19 protein-coding genes and 1 tRNA gene are annotated in these 19,250 nt (G+C 67.6%); 11 read left to right on the top strand and 9 right to left on the bottom strand.

Annotated elements, in window-relative coordinates; translation table 11 throughout:
- Positions 1-11: 11 nt before the first annotated feature.
- The 3 genes from AC1DOM_RS13405 to efp are packed head-to-tail and all read right to left on the bottom strand — an operon-like array spanning position 12 to position 2,136.
- On the bottom strand, positions 12-1,343 hold the full coding sequence (locus tag AC1DOM_RS13405) for a TRZ/ATZ family hydrolase (protein WP_498964093.1): 1,332 nt from the start codon (positions 1,341-1,343) through the stop codon (positions 12-14).
- A gap of 2 nt (positions 1,344-1,345) precedes the next feature.
- On the bottom strand, positions 1,346-1,570 hold the full coding sequence (locus AC1DOM_RS13400; protein WP_498964091.1) for a hypothetical protein: 225 nt from the start codon (positions 1,568-1,570) through the stop codon (positions 1,346-1,348).
- Positions 1,570-2,136, bottom strand: coding sequence for an elongation factor P (gene efp, locus AC1DOM_RS13395; protein ID WP_498964089.1), 567 nt, complete (start codon positions 2,134-2,136; stop codon positions 1,570-1,572). Before efp ends, AC1DOM_RS13400 begins: the two co-directional genes overlap by 1 nt.
- A gap of 74 nt (positions 2,137-2,210) precedes the next feature.
- On the opposite strand from efp, the gene epmB reads away from it, so the two are divergent.
- A complete protein-coding gene (gene epmB, locus AC1DOM_RS13390) occupies positions 2,211-3,224 on the top strand; it encodes an EF-P beta-lysylation protein EpmB (RefSeq protein ID WP_498964087.1) in 1,014 nt (337 codons plus the stop codon).
- Between the two features lie 109 nt (positions 3,225-3,333).
- Complete coding sequence (locus AC1DOM_RS13385) at positions 3,334-5,412, top strand: EAL domain-containing response regulator (protein WP_498964086.1); 2,079 nt, start codon at positions 3,334-3,336, stop codon at positions 5,410-5,412.
- A gap of 97 nt (positions 5,413-5,509) precedes the next feature.
- Here the strand turns inward: AC1DOM_RS13385 and htpX are convergent, their stop codons facing one another.
- Positions 5,510-6,415, bottom strand: coding sequence for a protease HtpX (gene htpX, locus AC1DOM_RS13380; protein WP_498964084.1), 906 nt, complete (start codon positions 6,413-6,415; stop codon positions 5,510-5,512).
- A 76-nt stretch (positions 6,416-6,491) separates the two neighbouring features.
- On the opposite strand from htpX, the gene gluQRS reads away from it, so the two are divergent.
- The 4 genes from gluQRS to phbB (AC1DOM_RS13360) all read left to right on the top strand — a co-directional run bounded on the left by gluQRS (position 6,492) and on the right by phbB (AC1DOM_RS13360) (position 9,695).
- Positions 6,492-7,424 (top strand): tRNA glutamyl-Q(34) synthetase GluQRS, encoded by a 933-nt coding sequence (gene gluQRS, locus AC1DOM_RS13375; protein WP_498964082.1) that lies wholly within the window; start codon positions 6,492-6,494, stop codon positions 7,422-7,424.
- Between the two features lie 49 nt (positions 7,425-7,473).
- A complete protein-coding gene (phbB, locus tag AC1DOM_RS13370; protein WP_498964080.1) occupies positions 7,474-8,217 on the top strand; it encodes an acetoacetyl-CoA reductase in 744 nt (247 codons plus the stop codon).
- Between the two features lie 126 nt (positions 8,218-8,343).
- Positions 8,344-8,850, top strand: a complete 507-nt coding sequence (gene phaR, locus AC1DOM_RS13365) for a polyhydroxyalkanoate synthesis repressor PhaR (protein ID WP_498964078.1) — start codon at positions 8,344-8,346, stop codon at positions 8,848-8,850.
- Positions 8,851-8,954: 104 nt separating this feature from the next.
- Complete coding sequence (gene phbB, locus AC1DOM_RS13360) at positions 8,955-9,695, top strand: acetoacetyl-CoA reductase (protein ID WP_498964076.1); 741 nt, start codon at positions 8,955-8,957, stop codon at positions 9,693-9,695.
- Positions 9,696-9,747: 52 nt separating this feature from the next.
- On the opposite strand, the gene AC1DOM_RS13355 is transcribed toward phbB (AC1DOM_RS13360), so the two are convergent.
- Both AC1DOM_RS13355 and AC1DOM_RS13350 read right to left on the bottom strand, forming a co-directional pair.
- On the bottom strand, positions 9,748-10,638 hold the full coding sequence (locus AC1DOM_RS13355) for a M48 family metallopeptidase (RefSeq protein WP_498964074.1): 891 nt from the start codon (positions 10,636-10,638) through the stop codon (positions 9,748-9,750).
- Positions 10,639-10,665: 27 nt separating this feature from the next.
- Entirely contained in the window at positions 10,666-12,513 is a 1,848-nt protein-coding gene (locus AC1DOM_RS13350; protein WP_498964072.1) for a formylglycine-generating enzyme family protein, read from the bottom strand.
- 118 nt (positions 12,514-12,631) lie between these two features.
- Here AC1DOM_RS13350 and rnd point away from each other — a divergent pair, with 118 nt between their 5' ends.
- The 3 genes from rnd (at position 12,632) to AC1DOM_RS13335 (ending at position 14,282) form a co-directional block, all read left to right on the top strand.
- Positions 12,632-13,729 carry a ribonuclease D gene (gene rnd / locus AC1DOM_RS13345; RefSeq protein WP_498964070.1) on the top strand — a complete coding sequence of 366 codons (1,098 nt, stop codon included), beginning with the start codon at positions 12,632-12,634 and terminating at the stop codon, positions 13,727-13,729.
- A gap of 88 nt (positions 13,730-13,817) precedes the next feature.
- Positions 13,818-13,893 (top strand) — tRNA-Ala (locus tag AC1DOM_RS13340).
- Between the two features lie 71 nt (positions 13,894-13,964).
- Complete coding sequence (locus tag AC1DOM_RS13335) at positions 13,965-14,282, top strand: hypothetical protein (RefSeq protein ID WP_498964068.1); 318 nt, start codon at positions 13,965-13,967, stop codon at positions 14,280-14,282.
- Positions 14,283-14,303: 21 nt separating this feature from the next.
- On the opposite strand, the gene AC1DOM_RS13330 is transcribed toward AC1DOM_RS13335, so the two are convergent.
- Positions 14,304-16,109: a hypothetical protein gene (locus AC1DOM_RS13330; RefSeq protein ID WP_498964066.1), complete on the bottom strand. Its 1,806-nt coding sequence runs from the start codon at positions 16,107-16,109 to the stop codon at positions 14,304-14,306.
- A 139-nt stretch (positions 16,110-16,248) separates the two neighbouring features.
- Here AC1DOM_RS13330 and AC1DOM_RS13325 point away from each other — a divergent pair, with 139 nt between their 5' ends.
- The gene (locus AC1DOM_RS13325; RefSeq protein ID WP_498964064.1) at positions 16,249-16,719 is read left to right on the top strand and encodes a GNAT family N-acetyltransferase; all 471 of its coding nucleotides are present in this window, start codon (positions 16,249-16,251) and stop codon (positions 16,717-16,719) included.
- Here AC1DOM_RS13325 and AC1DOM_RS13320 read toward each other — a convergent pair.
- Entirely contained in the window at positions 16,716-17,252 is a 537-nt protein-coding gene (locus tag AC1DOM_RS13320; protein ID WP_498964062.1) for a hypothetical protein, read from the bottom strand. The two genes, AC1DOM_RS13325 and AC1DOM_RS13320, sit on opposite strands and share 4 nt — an antisense overlap.
- A 123-nt stretch (positions 17,253-17,375) precedes the next feature.
- On the opposite strand from AC1DOM_RS13320, the gene AC1DOM_RS13315 reads away from it, so the two are divergent.
- The gene (locus AC1DOM_RS13315) at positions 17,376-18,470 is read left to right on the top strand and encodes a serine hydrolase domain-containing protein (RefSeq protein ID WP_498964060.1); all 1,095 of its coding nucleotides are present in this window, start codon (positions 17,376-17,378) and stop codon (positions 18,468-18,470) included.
- Here the strand turns inward: AC1DOM_RS13315 and AC1DOM_RS13310 are convergent.
- Positions 18,435-19,157 carry a M15 family metallopeptidase gene (locus tag AC1DOM_RS13310; RefSeq protein WP_498964058.1) on the bottom strand — a complete coding sequence of 241 codons (723 nt, stop codon included), beginning with the start codon at positions 19,155-19,157 and terminating at the stop codon, positions 18,435-18,437. The two genes, AC1DOM_RS13315 and AC1DOM_RS13310, sit on opposite strands and share 36 nt — an antisense overlap.
- Positions 19,158-19,250 lie beyond the last annotated feature (93 nt).

The following is a 19,250-nucleotide window of genomic DNA, read 5'->3' as shown; positions in this document are numbered from 1 at the left end:
TCGGGAGCGGATTACGCCGTGCGGACCGCGGCGATGCGGTCGCGCCACTGGCGCGCGTTGGCCACGATTGCGTCGACGTCCATGTCCACGAGGAGGCGGGCTTCCAGCTTGCGCTGCCCGGCGATCCACACATCGCTCACCTGGTGCCGCCCGCAGGCATAGACCAGTTGCGAGACGACGTGGTGCAGCGGCTGGGTTTCCAGCGCGCCCAGGTCCACGCACACCAGGTCGGCCTGCTTGCCCGCTTCGATCGAACCGATGGTTTCTTCGAAGCCCAGCGCCTTCGCGCCGCCGAGCGTCGCCGCGCGCAAGGCCGAGAACGCGTCGAACGCCGAAGCGTCTTCGCCCACGGCCTTGGCGAGCAACGCGGCGGTGCGCATCTCGCCGAACATGTCCAGGTCGTTGTTGCTGGCCGCGCCGTCGGTGCCGATGGCGAGATTCACGCCGGCCGCAGCGAGTTTCGCGACCGGGCAGAAGCCCGAGGCGAGCTTGAGGTTGGATTCGGGGCAATGCGCGACGCTGACGCCGCGTTCGGCGCACAGCGCGATCTCCGCGTCGGTCAGTTGCGTCATGTGCACCGCGATCAGCCGGTCGTTCACCAGGCCGAGGCGATCCAGGCGCGCGATCTGCGACTGGCCGAGGGTTTTCCGCGCCTCGCTCACTTCATGCGCGGTTTCGTGCACGTGGCAATGCACGGGCACGTCGAGCTGGTCGGCGAGCATGCGGATGCGTTCGAAGTTCGCATCCGACACGGTGTACGGCGCGTGCGGCGCGAACGCCGTGGCGACGAGCGGATCGTTGCGCCACTGGTCGTGCACTTCACCGGCGCGGTCGAAGTATTCGTCCGACGTGCGCGCCCACGCGGTCGGGAAGTCGATGATCGGCAGCCCGACGCGCGCGCGGAACCCGTGCTTGCGGTAGGTCGCGGCCTGCACGTCGGGGAAGAAATAGTTTTCGTTGCAGCACGTGGTGCCGCCGCGGAGCATTTCGGCGATGGCGAGCGTCACGCCGTCGGCGATGAAATCGGGCGCGACCACCGCGGCCTCGATCGGCCAGATGTGGCCCTGCAGCCATTGCATCAGCGGCAGGTCGTCGGCGACGCCGCGCAGCAGCGTCATCGGATTGTGGACGTGCGCGTTGACCAGGCCCGGGATCAGCACGCCGTCGGGACGCGAAACGGTTTGCGCGGCAATGAAGCGCGCGCGCGCATCGGCGATCGGCAACACCGCGACGATCGCGCCATCGCGCACCGCCACGGCGAAATCGGCAAGCACGACGCCGTGCGGCTGCACCGGCACGACGTGGCCGGCTTCGATCAGCAGATCGCAGGCTTCCGGCGCCATCCTTACCAGAGGCCCGCGCCGAGGGCGTAGGTGAGCCCGAAGGCGCCGGCGCCGAACAGCAGCCACGCCAGCAACATCAGGCGCAGCGCCTCGCCGTAACGCAGAGCGCGCACGCGACCGGGGAACACGCGCGGCAGCGTCGTGTTCCAGAGCCACAGCACCGCGCCGGCGGCGACGATGACGCCGACGAGCCAGACCGCGAGCTGGAGGATTGCGGAGGAATCCATCACTTCACGCGGCTGACGTACTCGCCCGAGCGCGTGTCGACCTTGATGATTTCTTCCTGGCCGACGAACAGCGGCACGCGCACGACCGCGCCGGTTTCCAGCGTCGCCGGCTTGCCGCCGCCGCCCGAGGTGTCGCCGCGGACGCCCGGGTCGGTTTCGGTGATCTTCAGTTCGACGAAGTTCGGCGGCTGCACCATGATCGGCGTGCCATTGAAGAGCGTGACCACGCACTCTTCCTCGCCCTTGAGCCACTTGTCCGCGCCGCCCATGCCGTTCTTGTCGGCCTGCACCTGCTCGAAGGACTCGGGGTTCATGAAGTGCCAGTACTCGCCGTCGGCGTAGAGGAACTGCATGTCGGTGTCGACCACGTCGGCCTGTTCCACGCTGTCGGTGGCCTTCATCGTCATTTCGACGACGCGCCCGGACTTGATGCTGCGGTACTTCACGCGCGTGAACGCCTGACCCTTGCCCGGCTTGACGTATTCGGTGTCGATGATGACGCAGGGGTCGTTGTTGACCAGGATCTTCTGTCCGGTCTTGACGTCGTTCATGCCGAGGCTGGCCACGGTGTTGCTCCTGTTAAACGGTGTCTGCGCGCCGGCGGACCTGCGACGGGGCCGGCTAGAATGTCGAGCTCGACATGATAGCCGAACCCCTTCCCCTCCCGCCGCTGCCCGCGCCGGATTGGCGCCACCAGTGGCGCGAGTCGGTGCGCGATCCGCGCCAGTTGCTCGCCCTGCTCGGTCTCGATGCGGTGGCCGCGCGCATTTCCGACGCCGCCGCGGCGCAGTTCCCGCTGCGCGTGCCGCGTGCTTTCGTCGCGCGCATGCGCCATGGGGATGCGGCCGATCCGCTGCTTCGCCAGGTGCTGCCACTGGATGAGGAGGACCGGATCGTGTCGGGCTTCGGGTTCGACGCGGTCGGCGACAAGGCCGCGCGCAGCGCGCACGGCGTGCTGCAGAAATACCGCGGCCGCGCCCTGCTGGTGGCCACCGGCAGTTGCGCGGTCCACTGCCGCTATTGCTTCCGCCGCCACTTCGATTACGCCGGCGACACCGCCGCGGCCGGGGGTTGGGCGCAGGCGGTTGCGCAGATCGCGAGCGACACGACGATCGATGAGGTCCTGCTCAGCGGCGGCGACCCGCTGTCCCTGGCCACGCCGAAGCTCGCCGAACTCACGCAGGCCCTTGCCGGCATCGGGCATCTCAAGCGCCTGCGGATCCACACGCGCCTGCCGATCGTGCTGCCCGACCGCGTCGATGCCGAGCTCGTCGCGTGGATGGCGGCATTGCCCTGGCCGGTGACCGTGGTGGTGCACGCCAACCATGCGAACGAGTTCGACGCCGCCGTCGATTCCGCCCTGGCCCGCCTGCGCGCCGCGGGAGCGACCTTGCTCAACCAGGCCGTGCTGCTGCGCGGGGTCAACGACACCGTCGATGCGCTCGCGGCGTTGAGCGAACGCGGCCACCGGGCCGGCGTGCTCCCCTATTACCTGCACCAACTCGACCGCGTGCAGGGCACGGCCCATTTCGAAGTCGACGATGCGCAGGCCCTGGCCCTGCATCGCGCACTGGCGGCACGGCTGTCGGGCTACCTGGTCCCGCGCCTGGTTCGTGAACTCCCCGGCGATCCGGGCAAGAGACCCCTGTCCTGAGCCTTTGGCGCATGGACCTCGACCGGCCATTCGTGCCATAAGGTCAACCGTCCGTCGCCGGAACCGTTTTCCCCTCCCCGGTCGACCTGCACGACCCAGAGAGCCCCGGATGCGAGCCAAACAGGACAGCGTGCTGCGTTTGCTGATCGTCGACGACAGTGTCGAGGCGGCCGAAGCCATCGTCAGCGGATTGCGCAACGCCGGCATCGCCGTGCGCGTCGCGCGCCCCGAGAACGAAGAAGCCCTGCCCGCCCTGGTGGGCGGCGCGCTCGACCTCGTGATCGCCGCAAAGGACGCCAGGAACCCGACGATGGCCGCCGCGATGACGGCCATCGACGCGAGCGGCAAGGACATCCCGCTGCTGATGGTGGTCGACACCGTCGACGACAACACCCTGCTGCAGGCCAGCGAGCGCGGCGTGCGCGGGCTGATCCTGCGCGGCCGCATGCCGCACGTGCTCGCCACCGTGCGCGCCGAATGGGAAGACCTCGAGGCCCGCCGCGCGCAGCGCCTGCTCGAAGCGCAGGTGCGCGAAACCGAACGACGCTGCGACGCCCTCATCGATTCTTCGCGCGAACCCATCGCCTACGTGCACGAAGGCATGCACATCCGCGCGAACCAGGCCTACCTGGAGATGTTCGGCTTCGATTCGTTCGATGACATCGAAGGCATGTCGCTGCTCGACCTCGTCGCGCCCAGCCATGTCGCCAACTTCAAGACGCTGCTCAAGGGCCTGTCGAAGGGCGACGCCCCGCCGCCGCGCTACGAACTCGAAGCGCTCGACCAGGAAGGCAACCGCTTCCCCGCCACGATGGAATTCACCTCGGCCTTCTACGAGGGCGAAGCGTGCATCCAGATCGTCTTCCGCCGCCAGGAAAGCGACCCGGAACTGGCGCGCGAAGTGGAGGAACTGCGCCAGCGCGACCAGGTCACCGGCCTGCTCAACCGCGCGACGTTCCTGCAGCAACTCGAATCGGCCGTCGGTGGCACCGCGCAGGGCGGCACGCATCTGGGCCTGCTGCTGATCGAGCCGGACCATTTCGTGCGGCTGATGCAGGAAATCGGGCTGGATGCCGCCGACGACCTCGTCGCCGGGCTCGCCGGGCGCCTGCGCACCGCGCTGGGCCCCGACGATGTCGCCGCGCGCTTCGGCGAACACCAGTTCGCGGTGCTGTCGAAGAACAGCGACCACGTCGGCACGGTCGCGCTCGCCGAGCGCGTGCGCGCCGCGTTCGAAGGCCACGTGTTCGAAGTCGGCGCGCGTTCGCTCTCGGCAACGGTGAGCATCGGCGGCGTGCAGATCGGCGAGAAGATCGCCTCGGTCACGCAGGTGCTCGCCAAGGCCAGCCAGGGCGTGCAGTCCTCGGTCGCGGTGGGCGGCAATCGCGCGGAGATCTTCGATCCGGGTGCGGTGGATCGCGCCGAAGAAGAGCGCGTGCGCGCGTGGGTCGAACGCATCCGCGCGGCGGTGGACGGGGACGGCTTCGTCCTGCACTACCAGCCGGTCATCAGCCTGCACGGCGAACCGGGCGAGACCTACGAAGCGCTGTTGCGCCTGCGCGGTTCGTCAGAAGGCGAGCTCGTGGCGCCGCAGATGTTCCTGCCGGTGGCCGAAGAACACGGATTGCTGTGGGAAATCGACCGTTGGGTCGCGGGCCGCGCGATCCAGGTCATCGCCGAACGCGCGCGCCAGCGCAAGGACACCACGCTGCTGGTGAAGATCACCCAGGCTTCGCTGGCCGACGACACGCTGGCGAAGTTCATCGGCGAGCAGATCGCGCTGCACAAGATCCCGGGCGATCGCCTGGTGCTGCAGTTGCCCGAGTCCAAGGTGTTCACGCACCTCAAGCAGGCGCAGGCCTTCCGCGCGACGGTGAGCAAGTTCGGTTGCCGCGTGGGCCTGGAGCAGTTCGGCACGGGCCTCAACTCCTTCCAGCTGATGCAGCACTTCGAACCGGCGCTCGTGAAGATCGACCGCGCCTTCATCCAGGAACTCGCGCAGAACCCCGACAACCAGGCGAAGATCCGCGAATTCAGCGCGCGTGCCACCGAACAGGGCGCGAAGACCATCGCCGAATTCGTGCAGGACGCGGCGGCGATGACGTTCCTGTTCACGAGCGGCGTGGATTACGTGCAAGGCCACTTCCTGGCCGCCGCTGGGCCCGAAATGGATTACGACTTCCAGTAATCCCGGGAATGGGGAATGGGGAATAGTTGAGGCGACGCGATTTGACGCGCCGCGAATCTACTATTCCCTATTCCCTACTCCCCATTCCCTGCTTCCGTCAGGTCACAACGTTCTGCCGCACCGTGTTCGCCGCCGGCTGCCAATTCCGCAGCGCTTCGATGCGCTCTTCCAGCGGCGGATGCGACATCAGCAAGCGACGCACGCCGTGGCCGACGCCACCGCTGATGCCGAACGCGGCGACCTGCTTGGGCAAGGTGCTTTCGCCGTAGGTCAGCGACAGGCGCTGGAGGGCGGCGACCATCTTGTCGCGGCCTGCGAGCGTCGCGCCGCCCGCGTCGGCGCGGAACTCGCGGTGCCGCGAGAACCACATCGCGATCATGCTCGCGAACAGGCCGAACACCAGGTCGAGCACGAACACGATGATGTAGTAACCGAACCCGCCACCGCTGCCTTCGCGATTGCCGCTGATGTAGCCATCGACCACGCGCCCGACCACGCGCGCCAGCACGATCACGAAGGTGTTCAGCACGCCCTGCAGCAGCGCCATCGTCACCATGTCGCCGTTGGCGACGTGGCTGACTTCGTGGCCGAGCACGGCTTCGGCCTCGTCGCGATCCATCGCGCGCAGCAGGCCGGTGGAGACGGCGACCAGCGCCTTGTTGCGGTTGGCGCCGGTGGCGAAGGCGTTGATTTCCGGCGCGTCGTAGATCGCCACTTCGGGCATGCCGATGCCGGCGGCCTTCGCCTGTCGCTGCACGGTGTCGAACAACCAGCGCTCGGTTTCATTGCGCGGCTGCTCGATGACATGGGCGCCGGTGGCGCGCTTGGCCATCCACTTGGAGATCAGCAGCGAGATGATGGAACCGCCGAAACCGAACACGGCGGCGAACATCACCAGGCCGGCGGCCGATTGCGGGTTGATGCCGAGGACCGCCATCACCACGCTCAGCAGGCCGAGCACGGCGAGGTTGGTGGCGAGGAACAACACGAGGCGCTTGAACATGGTCGTCTCATCCGCGCCGCCGGAAAAAGCGGCCGTATTGGGGAAGTGAGGCGATGTTCGTTTAAATTCAAGCGCGATGTCGACACGAACCGACCCGAGCGAGCACCGCCTTCGTCCCACGGCCCGGCGCGGACGCTTCGCGCCATCGCCCACCGGGCCCCTGCATCCGGGCTCGTTGCTCGCTGCTTTCGGCAGCTGGCTGCTCGCACGGCACGTCGGCGCGGAATGGTGGGTGCGCGTCGAAGATCTCGACCCGCCGCGCGAACAAGCCGGCGCGATCGAACGCCAATTGCGCACGCTGGAAGCCTTCGGCCTGGTTTCCGACGGCCCGATCCTCTACCAGAGCACGCGCGAAGCGGCCTATCGCGCCGCGCTCGATCGCCTGCTCGCCAGCGGCGCTGCGTTCGAATGCTGGTGCAGTCGCAGCGATCTGTCGGCCAGCGGCGGCTTGCACCACGCCTGCGTCGCCGGGCCGCAGGCCGGTCGCGCGCCGGCGATCCGCCTGCGCATTCCAATCGGTCAGACCGTCGCCTTCGACGATGCGATCCAGGGGCGCGTGGCGCAGGACGTCGGCGCCGAAGTCGGCGATGTCGTCCTGCGACGCGCCGATGGGTTCTGGGCCTACCAGCTCGCGGTGGTCGTCGACGATGCGGCCCAGGCGATCACCGATGTCGTGCGCGGCGCCGACCTGCTCGACTCCACCCCGCGCCAGATCCTCCTGCAGCGCGCGCTGGGCCTGCCCACGCCCCGCTACGCGCATCTACCACTCATCGTCGACACGCAAGGGCGCAAGCTGTCCAAATCGACGAACGCCCTTCCCATCGACGACGCCAACCCCCTGCCCGCGCTGCGGATGGCCTGGCGCGCGCTGGGCCAGGCACCGGCGGCGTTGGAATCGTGCACCGACGTGGCCGGAACGCTCGCTGCGGCGCAGGCCGCCTTCTCGCCGTCGCGGATTCCGTCGGAATCCGTTGCGTTGCACAACACAGGTGTCGCAATCGCGTCCTAGACTGGACCGACCGGCGTTTTTCGCAGAACGACAGACCAGGGAGCGGCACATGACATCCAGCAGGGTGGCTTTGGTGACGGGCGGCACGGGCGGCATCGGCACGGCGATCTGCCGTCGGCTGGCGCTGGGCGGGCATCGGGTGGCGACGAACTACCGCAACGAGGAAAAAGCGCGCGCCTGGCAGGCGAAGCTGCGTGCCGAAGGCATCGAGGTCGCGCTCGCGCCGGGCGACGTCTCCAGCGACCAGGACGCCGAAGCGATGGTCCGCGCCGTGGAATCGCAGCTCGGCCCCGTGGAGATCCTCGTCAACAACGCGGGCATCACCCGCGACACCACCTTCCACAAGATGAGCGCGCTGCAGTGGCGCGAAGTCATCAGCACCAACCTGGATTCCTGCTTCAACGTCACGCGCCCGGTGATCGAAGGCATGCGCGCGCGCAAGTGGGGCCGCATCATCCAGATCGCCTCGATCAACGGCCAGAAGGGCCAGTACGGCCAGGCCAACTACGCCGCCGCCAAGGCGGGCATGCACGGCTTCACCATCTCGCTGGCGCAGGAGAACGCGAAGTTCGGCATCACCGTCAACACCGTGTCCCCCGGCTACATCGGCACCGACATGGTGATGGCCGTGCCGGAGGAAGTGCGCAACAAGATCGTGGCGCAGATCCCCACCGGTCGCCTGGGCGAGCCCGACGAGATCGCCTACGCGGTGTCGTTCTTCATTCCCGACGAAGCCGGCTGGATCACGGGCGCCAATCTCTCGGCGAACGGCGGCCAGTACATGGGCTGGTGAGCCCGCCGTAGTGAGCGGTCGCTGAAACCGGGTTCACCTTCATGACCTGAGGGTCTTGACAGCCCTGTTGCAATCCCCTGTTGCGGTGCGCCATGCTCGGGCACGCCGTCTTCGGGGGTCGACCGCATGCCACTCCGTGTCATCAAGAAATATCCCAACCGCCGTCTCTACGACACGCGGATCTCCAGCTACATCACCATCGAGGATGTGCGCCAGCTCATCGTCGATGGCGAAGAGTTCGAGGTGCGCGACGCCAAGACCGGCGAGGACCTCACCCGCTGCGTGCTTTTGCAGATCATCACCGAGCACGAACAGGACGGCGAACCGATCCTCTCCACGCAGTTGCTCAGCCAGATCATCCGGTTCTACGGGGATTCGCTACAGGGCTTCATGGGCAACTACCTGGAACGCTCGATGCAGATGTTCCTCGAGCAGCAACAGCAGTTCCGGCAGCAGATGAGCGGCCTGATCGGCCAGGCGCCGTGGACCATGCTCAACCAGCTGACCGAGAAGAATCTGGAGATGTGGAAGGACTTCCAGAACGGCCTGGTCGGCGGCATGGGCCGCCCCGCGGCGCCCCGCGCCACGCCGGCCCGGGACGAGAAGGACGCCAAGGACAAGACCAAGGCCTGAGCCCTCAGGCCCCCGCGCCGCGAATGTGACCGGCGTGCGTTGACGACCCTGCCTGCCGCTGGCACCCTGCCGGCTGCTGCAGTGCACCAAACATCAGGAATCCCATGAGCAAGCGCGTGGCCGTCGTGACCGGCGGCATCGGTGGTCTCGGTACCGAGATCTGCAAGACCCTCGCCCGCGCCGGGCGCACCGTCGTCGCCGCCGACCTCGGCGCGCGCGAAGAGCGCATCGCGCAATTCCGCCAGGACGTCGACGGCCTGGACGTGCATTTCGAATCCGGCAACGTCGGCGACTTCGACGCCTGCGGCGAACTCGTCCGCAAGGTCGAAGCCGAACGCGGCCCGATCGACATCCTCGTCAACGCCGCCGGCATCACGCGCGACGGCACGCTGCGCAAGATGGCGCGCACCGACTGGGATGCCGTGCTGAACATCAACCTCGACGGCGTGTTCAACATGTGCCGCCACGTGGTGGACAGCATGACCACGCGCGGTTTCGGGCGCGTGGTGAACATCAGCTCGGTCAACGGACAGACCGGCCAGTTCGGCCAGACCAACTATTCCGCTGCGAAGGCCGGCATGCACGGCTTCACCATGGCGCTGGCGCGCGAAGTCGCGCGCAAGGGCGTCACGGTCAACAGCGTGTCGCCGGGTTACTGCGAAACGGCGATGGTCATGGCGGTGCCGGAAGACGTGCGCGTCAAGATCGTCGAAAGCGTGCCGGTCGGTCGCCTGGGCAAGCCGAGCGAAATCGCGCGCACGGTGGAGTTTTTGACGAATGACGAAGCGGGCTTCATCACGGGCGCGAACATCCCGGTGAACGGCGGCTTGTTCATGAGCTTCTGACGTGCTCCCTCCCCTGCTTGCAGGGGAGGGCCGGGGTGGGGTTGCGGCGTCTTCAGTGCGCCGTCTCGCAGAACTTCTTCCGATATTCCATCGCCTTGGGCATCAAGGCCTGCAGGTTCTGGATGCGCGTGCCCGGGTTCGGGTGCGTGCTGGAAAACTCCGGCGGCGCCTGTCCGCCGCTGGCCTGCTCCATGCGCTGCCACAACGGAATCGCTTCTTCCGGGTTGAAGCACGCCGCCGCGGCGAGCATCAGGCCCATCTCGTCGGCCTGCGTTTCCTGCTTGCGCGCATAGGGCAGCGCGCGGCCGTAGCCGTACACGGCCATCACCGCCTGCATCTGCTGCTGGTCCATGCCGCTCATCGCGCCGGCCATCTGGCCCATCTGCGCGAGCTTCTGTTCCGACATGCGCTGCGCGCCATGGCGCAGCAATGCGTGCGTGATTTCGTGGCCCATCACCACCGCCATCGCATCGTTGTTCTGCGCGACCGGGATCAGGCCGGTGTATACCGCCATCTTGCCGCCCGGCAGGCAGAACGCGTTGACCTGGTCGGACTGGATCAGGTTCACGTCCCAATCGAAGCTCTTCTCGATGTGCGGCGCCTGCATGCCGTGTTCGGCGGCGAGCGCGTCGGAGACTTCCGGGATCTTGACGATGAGGCGTTGCGCGATCTGGCGCACGGCGGCGGCGTTGGGATCGCTCGGCGGAACGATCTGCTCGGTCTGCTGCAATTCGTTCCAGGCCTGCAGGCCCAGCGCTTTTTCGTCGTCGGGCGTGATGCTCTGGTCGATGAGCACCTTTTCGCCGGTCAGCGGATCGTCCACGCGATTGGAGAACCAGTAGTACGCCGCATACCCGGCGAACAACAGCAGCACCCACCAGCGAATCCCGCCGAACCCCATCCCGCGCCGTCCTGACGCCTGGTTGCCGTAGGGACTGTTCATCGCCGCTCCTTGAAAAGTGATCGCGCCTTACAGCTCCCGCACCAGACGGAAACCAAGCCGCGCATTGGTGGTGTCGCCATCCGTGGACAGCCGCCAGGCCGAACGCACCTGGGGCGGTGCGCTCACCCACGACCCGCCGCGGATGACGCGCCGACGGCAGCCGGGATTGACCCAGGGCTGTCCATCGGCGGGGGCGCGCCGGTACCCGACGTGCCAGCAGTCGGCGACCCACTCGCTGACGTTGCCGCTCAGGTCGTGAAGACCGAATGCATTGCCCGGATACCGCCCGGCCGGCGCGGGGCCCCAATAGCCATCGGAATAGCCCTGGAAGGCGTTGCGCCACGCGCGGCCCGTCGGCGAGCGATCGCCCGATCCGGTGACATTGCCGGCGAAACGCGGCGGAACTGCGCTGCTCCACGCCAGGCTGCCTTCGCTGCCCGCGCGCTCGGCGTATTCGAATTGCGCCTCGCTCGGCAAGGCATAGCGTTCCCCGGTCTGCTGCGAGAGCCAATGCGCATAGGCTTCGGCGTCGCGCGCGCTGACGTGCAACACCGGCATCGCGTCGGTCGCGAGCTCGCCGAGATAATCGTGCCGCCAATCCACGCCGCTGCGACGCACGAGCGTACCGCTGCGTTCGTCGTAGACGATGGAGTGCCCGCGCCGCACCGCGCGCGGCTTGTATTGCGTGGCATCCACGAAGCGGCGGAATTCGCCGACCGTGGTTTCGGTGCGCGCCATCGCGAAGCCGCGTTCGAAGCGCACGTAATGCAGCGGACGTTCCGACGGGGACGCCCCCGTTTCGCCATCGCGCGCGCCCATGCGGAACCCACCGTGCGGCACGACGACCATCTGCGGCCCGCGCGCACCGCTTTGCAACGCATCGGTGAACACCTGCCCGACGCGGAACAGGCCGTAGTGCGCGACCTGGTCGATGCGCGCGCGCAACTCGGCCGCGGCCGGATCGCCCGGCGCCGCGATGCGCAGCAAGTCCGACAGGATGCGGCGCGCCTCGGGCAAACCGTTCTCGCGCATGAGCACGGCCATGCCCTTGTCGCGCATTTCGTCGGCGCGCACGCGGCGTTGCATCGCGATCCGCGCGCGCGCGTCGTCCACCGTCGTCATGATCGGCCGCACGCGATCGGCCAGGACGAGCCATTGTTCGGCGCCGGCGAAGTCGTTTTGCGCGGCGCGCTCTTCCGCGCGCCGGATCAGGGCGCTTTCGACCGCGGCGATGCCTTGCGAGGCGCGCGCATCGCCGGGGCGGCGCTCGGCGGCCTCGCGGAAATAGTCCAGCGCACCGCGGTCGCCGGCCTCTTCGCCCAAACGGCCCGATTGCAGTTCGCGTTCGCCGCGATGATCCAGTTGCACCGATTGATCGGCGCGATCCACGCGCGAAAGATAGTCGCGCATCGCCGGATCGTCCGGCGCGGCGGTGCGCCCGACTTCGCCCACCTCGTGCGCGCGGACCAGGCCATTGGGATCTTCGTCCATGCGGCCCAGGGCGGCGTCGCCTTCTGCGATCAACAACTTGATCGCGCGTGCCTGCGCACGCAGCACGCCGGCGTCGATGGGTTGGCGCGCGTGCAATTCGAGCAACAGGGGCACCGCGTCGCGTGGTCCGCCGAACAGGCGCCTTTCGTCGAGTGCCTTGTTCGCTTCGGCCAGCACCGCGGGCTCCTCGCCCGTCGCGATGATCACCGGCGGCGGTTGCCACGCGGGAACGGCGACGGCTTCCTCGCCGGTGATGGTCACCAGCGGGTTGCGTTCGGCGGTGGGAGTGGCGGCCTGGTCCACGCGCTTGCCATCGCAGGCGGCGAGCGCAAGGAGGCACGCGAAGGCAAGCAGGCGGGGCGAGCGGGTCCGTGGAGGCGTCATGAACGTCCGTGGGGCCGTGACGCGACGATGGTGGGCCATCCTCGCCATCCGGGGCAACCGTGACGTGGAAGCGCTCGCCCGGTTAGTCTGGAGGCCTGTCCTGTCAGCAAGACCCCTCGTGCATCTCTGGATCACCGACCCCACCGACCTCGCGGCGCGCCTGGCGCACCGCCCCGCCCGCGTGGGCCTGGACACCGAGTTCATCCGCGAACGCACCTACTGGCCGCAGCTGGCGCTCGTGCAGATCGCGCTCGAGGACGCCGACGGCAACCCGCAGATCCTCCTGGTCGACACGCTGAAGGACGGCATGTGCGAAGCGCTCGCGCCCATGCTCGCCGACCCCGGCATCCTCAAGGTGATGCACAGCGCGTCGGAAGACATCGTGGCCTTCAAGCGCAGTTGCGGCGTGGCGCCGACGCCCTTGTTCGACACGCAGATCGCCGCGGGCCTGGCGGGTGTCGGCGCAGGCATGGGGTATCAGCGCCTCGTGCAGGAACTGCTCGGCGTGGCGCTGGAAAAAGGCGAACAACGCTCCGATTGGCTGCGCCGCCCGCTCACCGAATCGCAAATGAAGTACGCCGCCGACGACGTCGTACACCTCGACGCGTTGTATCGCGGCCTGTCCGAACAACTCGATTCGCTCGGCCGCCGCGCGTGGCTCGACGAAGACAGCGCGCGCCTGGCCCTGGGCGCCGACGAAGCCGGCGAGCGCTGGCCGCACCTGTCGATGCGCGCCGCGCAATTCCTCGACACCGCCGGTCAACACCGCCTGCTGCGCCTGCTCCGCTGGCGCGACGCGTATGCGCGCACCAGCGATCGCCCGCGCAGCTGGATCCTCGACAACGAACTGGCAACGACCCTCGCGCGCAACCCGCCGATCGACCGCGACGCACTGAAGCGTCAATTGGACGCGATCCCGAAATCCCCGCGCAGCCTGGTCGACGTCATCTGGACCGCGCTGACCACCCCGCTCCCGGACGAAGCCGACGCCCCGCCCCCGCGCAGCGAGGAACGCGACAAGGCCGCCCTGCGCAAACTGCAGGACAAGACCGCGGAAGTGGCGAAGGAACTCGGCCTGCCCGACGGCGTCCTCGCCTCGCGCCGCTGGCTGGAAACGCTGTTGGACGGCCACGACTGGCCCGGCGCGTTGTCTGGCTGGCGCCGGCAGCAACTGGAAGCGCGCCTCAAACCGCTGCTGGCCGCGGGCGGGAACTGAACGGGGCAATCCGCGCACGCACTGCAGTGCGGATCGGCGCGCACCGCTTGGCAGCCCTGCGGCGCCTCCGTATACTGCGCGACTTCGTGGGGCGGTAGCTCAGCTGGGAGAGCGTCGCGTTCGCAATGCGAAGGTCGGGAGTTCGATCCTCCTCCGCTCCACCATTGATTCCAGATGTGCGAAGGGCCTGCAGCGATGCAGGCCCTTTTTCTTTTCCGGTTGCGTTGTCACCGACATGGACCGCCGACCGATCGCCTGCCTCGCCCTCCTCCTCGCGCTGTCGCTGCCAGGCGCCGCACGCGCGCAGCACTGCGTGAGCGACGAGGAATGCCAGGACGGCTCGTGGTGCAACGGCGTGGAGCGTTGCCAGGGCAATCCCGGCTACGCCATGTGCATGCCGGCGCCGCGGCCGATGTGCCTGGGGAAGAAGGTCTGCGACGAGGGATCGCAGCGATGCCTTGCGCCGAAACAGGTGGATCAACTGCTTGGGTGCCCCAAGGGGCAGACTTACAGCGCGACGGAAAAGAAGTGCGTCGCGAAGCCGCCTGCGTAACGCCGAGAGGCGCCACGCATCTCAAGGCGGCGCAGCGGCACTCGACCTGACGACCTTCGTCGGACGCGCAAACGCATCGAAACACGGCGTCGCGTCGTTCGCCCCGCAGTTACCCGGCACCTCCCACGTGAACGCATGTCCCTGCTGCGTGATCACGCGCTTGCGCAATGGCGTGTGTTTGGTCGCGGTCTGGTCGCTCCTGGGATACGGCGATCGACCGATGATGGCCGGATACACCTGCCCCACGGGATCGAGCTGATACGTCGCAACTTCGGTGCGCAGGATGTTCGCAGGCCCGGTGCCGATCTGTGTCGACAACAATTTCCCGTCCGACACGCGGTAGCGATTGCCGAAGGTGTAACGGCGCCACTCGGTCGGACCGGTGACCTCCAGCGTCTTGGTTTCCGGGCAAGTGTTGCCCACACAGGCCTGCGCCCAGCTGCGGTTTACGGGACCGAAGGCGTACGTCCATTGCGCGGTCGTCAATCCCGGGCCGCTGATCTTCTTGTTCGTCAATCCGACGACTTCGAAATAGAACGGCTGCAGCGAGACGAAGCCTTCTGCGCCGGAGCCCGGTTGCGGCGGGCACTGTTTGTCGACGTAGGACCGCCCATGCATCTGCGAACGGAAGGAGAACTCGCCCACCGCGCCGGAGGGGTGCGTGAGTGTTCCGCTGTAGGTGCCCTGCTGCGCCGAGGCGGTCTGCTCGGAGCACCGCTTCTCGGCGTTGTTGCCGGCCGGACTGGTGTACGCCTCGCGCAAGTTCGCGAAATCGATGCGCCACTTCGACTGGTCCGGGAGGATCACTTCGGTCAGGCCGTTGCCGTACACATAACGCCATGTGCGCGTGCCATCGCTGACCGCGGAGATGCGTGCGCCGCTCCAGGTCAATGTCAATGCGCGGCCATCGCTTGCGTCGATGCGGGTCAGGCGACGCGGGTTTGCCGGGTCGTAGGTGTAGGTCACGGTGTTGCCGAAGCGATCGACGATCTTCGTCGGAAGGATGCGCACCTCTTCGCGATCGAGCACGGACGACGTGGTGCCCACCGGCGCCCTCGGCATGGCGCGATCACCCGTGCCGCCGCCTTCGGCGACGTTCCGCGTGATCCACGGCGCGAACCGCGTGGTGAACCAATCGAAGTAATAACGCGTGCCGTCCGGCGCCACCGCGAGGAACGCATCGCCGGGCACGCCGTTGGCGGTGTTGGGCAGGCAGGAGAAAACCCATTGGTTGTTCGTGACCCAGCGGTAGTGTTTGCCGTCCTTCGGCATGTGGGGATTGGCCGCGGCGTCGACCGTCAGCATTTCCTGGTCGCCGATGCCGGGCACGTAGAGCGAATTGCCGCTCCAGTAATTGAAGCCCTCCCAGCTGCCGTAGGGTTTTCCCTGCACTTCCGGCGCTTCCGCCGTGTTCGCCTGGCTCAGGGCACACCGCAGGTTCTTGCCTGCTTCGTTCCAACCATCGACCTGCCACCCCTTCCCTTTCGCGAAGACGCCATGCAAGTGCGGAACATCGAGTTCCCAATCGGCGAATCCGCCATCGCGCGACAACAGGTCGCTGCGCTCGGCGGCCACGCGGCTTTGCACGACGAACCTGCGCCCGACGGACACCGGCAACGCGTTGTTGCCCGGGAGACTGACGTCGGTCGCGGTGAAGGTGGTCGCGCCGGTGTAGAGGCTGGTCGCATCGCCGAACAGATCCTCCCCGAGCGCGGCGATCGCCTCGGCGGTCTTCACGGTCTTGCCGTACTCCTCGGGGATCGTCACCTGCGCCGCGGCCACGCACGGAAAACACGCGAGGGCGATCGCCACTGTCCACATCCGCATACCGGCTCCCGCGAGGCGCGATGAATGCGTCAGTAGACGGCGCGCGTGGAGACATGGCTGCACGATGCGTCCGCCGATGCATCCGCGGACGCCGCAAATCGCATTGGAATCATCGCATCGACGGGCATAGACTGCCCCCGTGCTGGGCCTCCCCACCATCCGTCTCGCGACCTCGGACGATGCGCAATCCATCGCGACGCTGTCGCGCGAGGCGATCGAACACGGCTTGCGCTGGCGCTACACGCCCGCGCGCATCCTCGCCGCCATCCGCAGCCGCACCTCGAACGTGGCCGTCGTCCACGCGCACGGCGGCTTGCACGCATTCGCGATCATGGAATACGGCGACACGGCGCACCTGGTGTTGCTCGGCGTGCAATCCACACAGCGGCGCCAGGGCCTCGGCGGGCGATTGCTCACGTGGCTGGAGGATGCGGCGCGCGTGGCGGGCATCGAACGCATCGATGTCGAATGCCGCGCCGACAACCCCGGCGCGATCGCGTTCTACCGCCACCAGGGGTATCGCGTGCAAGGCGTGATCCCGCATTACTACGAGGGGCGCATCGATGCGGTGCGCATGGCGAAAGACCTCGTGCAGCGCGCGTCGATCTAGCGCGCCGGCTTTCCGAACAACACCGCCGACACCATCCACAACACGACGTACATCACCGTGATGCCCAGCAGCATCACCGGCACGTCGAGCCTGCCGACGATCGCGATCGCGCCGACGATCGCCTGCGCGACGGCGGTGGCGGTCATCGCGCGCGTCATGCCGTGTGCGCGGAAGCGCGCGGCGATCGCGCCGACGATCGCGACCAGCAACACGCCGGCGTACATCAGGTTCGCGGGATTTTGCTCGTCGCCGATCAGGCCGACCGCGATGTTCGCCCACACGAGAAAGAACCCGGTCCCGATGGCCGCGGCGGCACCCGCGCGATACGCGAGGCTCGCGCTCTTGCGCGCGAGCAATTCGTACGCGCCGCACGCCGCAGCGAGCATGATGCCGAAGGTGGTGAAGTCCAGCGCGGTCCATTGCACCTCGTCGGTGAAGCGCATCGCGACCGCGGGCACGGCCAGCAGCGCGGCCGCGCCGATCCAGACCGCCAGGCTCCAGCGGTTGCCGGCGCTGCGGAGGTGTTCTGCCATGACGGTGCTCCCTGCGATGGATGTGGGCGCAGCTTCGCGATGCCCGGTGAGCCGCCGATGGCGCTTGTGTGAAGCCGGGACGAAGTCGCCGTACACTCCGGCGGACCCGAGGGGAGCCACGCCATGCCGCACCGCGCCATCGTGCAACGCCTGTTGCTGGGAGCCGCCGTCCTGCTGGCGGGTTGCACCACCGCGCGTCATCCCGCCGTGCCCGACCGCCTCGACACCCTGATGCACGATTACATCGGCGATGGCCCGGGGGCTTCGGTGCTCGTGGTGCGCGATGGCCAGGCGATCGAACGCCGCAGTTACGGCTTCGCCGATCTCGAAGCGAAGACCCCGGTCACGCCGCAGACCAACTTCCGCCTCGCCTCGGTCAGCAAGCAATTCAATTCCGCCGCGATCCTGCTGCTCGCGCAGGACGGCAAGTTGTCGATCGACGACCCGATCAAGCGCTTCCTGCCGACGCTGCCCCCGGAAGACGACGGCATCACCATCCGCCACCTGCTCACGCACACCTCGGGCCTGATCGATTACGAAGACCTGATGGACCCGAAGGACACCGCGCAGATCCACGACATCGGCGTGCTGCAGTTGCTCGAGAAAGAACCGAAGCACTACTTCGCGCCGGGCACGGGTTATCGCTACAGCAACAGCGGTTATGCGTTGCTGTCGCTGATCGTCGAACGCGCCTCGGGCCAGCGTTATGCGGATTTCCTGCACACGCGCGTCTTCGCGCCGCTGCACATGGACCACACCCTCGCCTACGAAAACGGCATCTCGACCGTCGCCCATCGCGCCTACGGTTACACGCTGGAAAACGGCGCGTGGACGCGCACCGACCAGAGCACGACCAGCGCGGTCCTCGGCGATGGCGGCATCTATTCGTCGATCGACGACCTGCAACGCTGGGACGCGGCACTGTACGACGATCGCCTGCTGCCGCAATCGGCCTGGAAACAAGCCTTCACGCCCGCGACCAAGACCGACGATCCGACGGTCGAATACGGCTTCGGCTGGCGCATCACCGGAGAAACCCTGTGGCATTCCGGCGAAACGGTGGGCTTCCGCAACGTGATCGTGCGCTACCCGCAACGCCATCTCACCGTCGTGGTACTCACCAATCGCAACGAACCCGAACCCTATGCGACGGCGAAACGGATCGCCGCGCTGTACCTGGATTCAACGCACGGGAATGTCGAAGGCCACGCGCGGTGAGGGCTCGGGGTCGAGCGTGAAGTGCCACCACTCCATCGGATAGGGACGGAAGCCGCCCGCCACCATCGCGTCGCGCAAGCGGTGGCGGTTCGCGCGCTGCGCGTCGGTGGCTTTCTTCGAATCGGTGTTGGCTAGCGTGTCGAAGAAATCGAAGTGCGTGCCCATGTCCAGCGGCGTGCACGCAACGCCCGTGTCGTCGCAGTCCAACAGGTCGAGGTCGACGGTCGCGCCGCGGCTGTGGCCCGAGGTCGGCGAGATGTAATCGCCGAGCAGGGCGGGCTTGTCGAACCCCGGGTAGTACGCGGCCTTCGTCCGCCCGTCTTCGGGCGCGTGCGCCCAGGCGACGAAGGCCTGCACCGCGCGCACGGGGCGATAGCAATCGTAGAGGCGCAGGCGCATGTGATCGTCGCGGAGCTTGCGTTCGACCTGGGCGAGCGCTTCGGCCGAGGGGCGCAGGAGGAAGCATTTCGGCGCGTCGTAGCCGGCGACCGGGGCACCGGTGAAGTTGTTCGCGCCGGCGTAGCGGATGTCCAGGTCGATGTCGGGCAGGAGGCTGCGGATGTCGACGAGGTCGGCTTGTTCCGGGGTCGTCGCCGGGGAAACGGGTTGCGCGGAATTGTGTTGCGTTGCGCAAGCGGTGGCGAGCAAGGCGAGGCAGGACAGGAACGCGTGTTTTCCGGGTCGCATGCAGTTTTTCCGAAGCTTTTTCCCACGGTAGCAAAAGCGGCCGCGCCGCCCGGCTCCCCGCCCGTGCCGCTCGGCCGGGGGACCGCGCAATTC

This window comes from Lysobacter sp. P5_B12 (genome assembly GCF_056400425.1).
This window is presented reverse-complemented; position numbering and strand designations above follow the sequence as displayed.

Coding starts and splice junctions, on each gene's coding strand:
- AC1DOM_RS13405 (WP_498964093.1), bottom strand. CDS start 1,343: ATGGCGCCGGAAGCCTGCGATCTGCTGATCGAAGCCGGCCACGTCGTG.
- AC1DOM_RS13350 (WP_498964072.1), bottom strand. CDS start 12,513: ATGACGCCTCCACGGACCCGCTCGCCCCGCCTGCTTGCCTTCGCGTGC.
- AC1DOM_RS13320 (WP_498964062.1), bottom strand. CDS start 17,252: ATGGCAGAACACCTCCGCAGCGCCGGCAACCGCTGGAGCCTGGCGGTC.
- AC1DOM_RS13315 (WP_498964060.1), top strand. CDS start 17,376: ATGCCGCACCGCGCCATCGTGCAACGCCTGTTGCTGGGAGCCGCCGTC.
- AC1DOM_RS13385 (WP_498964086.1), top strand. CDS start 3,334: ATGCGAGCCAAACAGGACAGCGTGCTGCGTTTGCTGATCGTCGACGAC.
- htpX (WP_498964084.1), bottom strand. CDS start 6,415: ATGTTCAAGCGCCTCGTGTTGTTCCTCGCCACCAACCTCGCCGTGCTC.
- AC1DOM_RS13330 (WP_498964066.1), bottom strand. CDS start 16,109: ATGCGGATGTGGACAGTGGCGATCGCCCTCGCGTGTTTTCCGTGCGTG.
- phbB (WP_498964080.1), top strand. CDS start 7,474: ATGACATCCAGCAGGGTGGCTTTGGTGACGGGCGGCACGGGCGGCATC.
- epmB (WP_498964087.1), top strand. CDS start 2,211: ATGATAGCCGAACCCCTTCCCCTCCCGCCGCTGCCCGCGCCGGATTGG.
- AC1DOM_RS13355 (WP_498964074.1), bottom strand. CDS start 10,638: ATGAACAGTCCCTACGGCAACCAGGCGTCAGGACGGCGCGGGATGGGG.
- AC1DOM_RS13400 (WP_498964091.1), bottom strand. CDS start 1,570: ATGGATTCCTCCGCAATCCTCCAGCTCGCGGTCTGGCTCGTCGGCGTC.
- phbB (WP_498964076.1), top strand. CDS start 8,955: ATGAGCAAGCGCGTGGCCGTCGTGACCGGCGGCATCGGTGGTCTCGGT.
- gluQRS (WP_498964082.1), top strand. CDS start 6,492: ATGTCGACACGAACCGACCCGAGCGAGCACCGCCTTCGTCCCACGGCC.
- AC1DOM_RS13310 (WP_498964058.1), bottom strand. CDS start 19,157: ATGCGACCCGGAAAACACGCGTTCCTGTCCTGCCTCGCCTTGCTCGCC.
- AC1DOM_RS13335 (WP_498964068.1), top strand. CDS start 13,965: ATGGACCGCCGACCGATCGCCTGCCTCGCCCTCCTCCTCGCGCTGTCG.
- phaR (WP_498964078.1), top strand. CDS start 8,344: ATGCCACTCCGTGTCATCAAGAAATATCCCAACCGCCGTCTCTACGAC.